General features: G+C 71.8%; 2 protein-coding genes. Both read left to right on the plus strand.

Going from position 1 to position 959, the window contains the following annotated elements:
• Positions 1 to 272 (plus strand): adenylyl-sulfate kinase (locus tag LPA54_RS32960; RefSeq protein WP_228984421.1); only part of this gene is annotated, 272 nt, incomplete at its 5' end.
• On the plus strand, positions 269 to 959 hold a 691-nt coding region (gene cysD / locus LPA54_RS32965), incomplete at its 3' end, for a sulfate adenylyltransferase subunit CysD (protein WP_228984422.1). The genes LPA54_RS32960 and cysD, both read left to right, overlap by 4 nt.

The raw sequence follows: 959 nt of genomic DNA on the forward strand, positions 1-959 counted from the left end.
ACAGCCGCGAGGCCGTGCGCAAGCGCCACCGGGCGGAGGGCACCCCGTACGTCGAGGTGCACGTGGCCACGCCGGTGGAGGTGTGCTCGGAGCGGGACGTCAAGGGGCTGTACGCCAAGCAGGCCGCGGGCGAGATCAGCGGCCTGACCGGCGTCGACGACCCGTACGAGGAGCCCGACGACCCCGATCTGCGCCTGGACACCTCCGGCCGATCGGTCGCCGCGTCCGCCGCGGAGATCCACGCCCTGCTCACCGGAAGGGGACTGGCATGAGCGCCGTGACCGGGGTGACCGACGTCCACCGCCCCACCCACCTGGACGTCCTGGAGTCCGAGGGCGTCCACATCCTGCGCGAGGTGGCGGGTGAGTTCGAACGGCCGGTGGTTCTCTTCTCCGGCGGCAAGGACTCCATCGTCATGCTGCACCTGGCGCTGAAGGCGTTCTGGCCCGCGCCGGTGCCCTTCGCCCTCCTCCACGTCGACACCGGGCACAACTTCCCCGAGGTCATCGAGTACCGGGACCGCGCCGTCGCCCGACACGGCCTGACCCTGCACGTCGCGCGCGTCCAGGAGTACGTGGACGACGGGCGGCTCACCGAGCGGCCCGACGGCACCCGCAACCCGCTCCAGACCGTGCCGCTGCTCGACGCCATCGAACGGCACCGCTTCGACGCGGTGTTCGGCGGCGGGCGGCGCGACGAGGAGAAGGCCCGCGCCAAGGAGCGGGTGTTCTCCCTGCGCGACGAGTTCGGCGCCTGGGACCCGCGCCGGCAGCGCCCCGAGCTGTGGGACCTGTACAACGGCCGCCACCTGGTCGGCGAGCACGTGCGGGTCTTCCCGCTGTCCAACTGGACCGAGCTGGACGTGTGGCAGTACATCGAGCGCGAGGGCATCGAGCTCCCGGAGATCTACTTCGCGCACGAGCGGGAGGTGTTCTCCCGCTCCGGCATGTGGCTGACCG

This window comes from Streptomyces sp. DH12, from assembly GCF_020873895.1.
GTDB lineage: Bacteria > Actinomycetota > Actinomycetes > Streptomycetales > Streptomycetaceae > Streptomyces.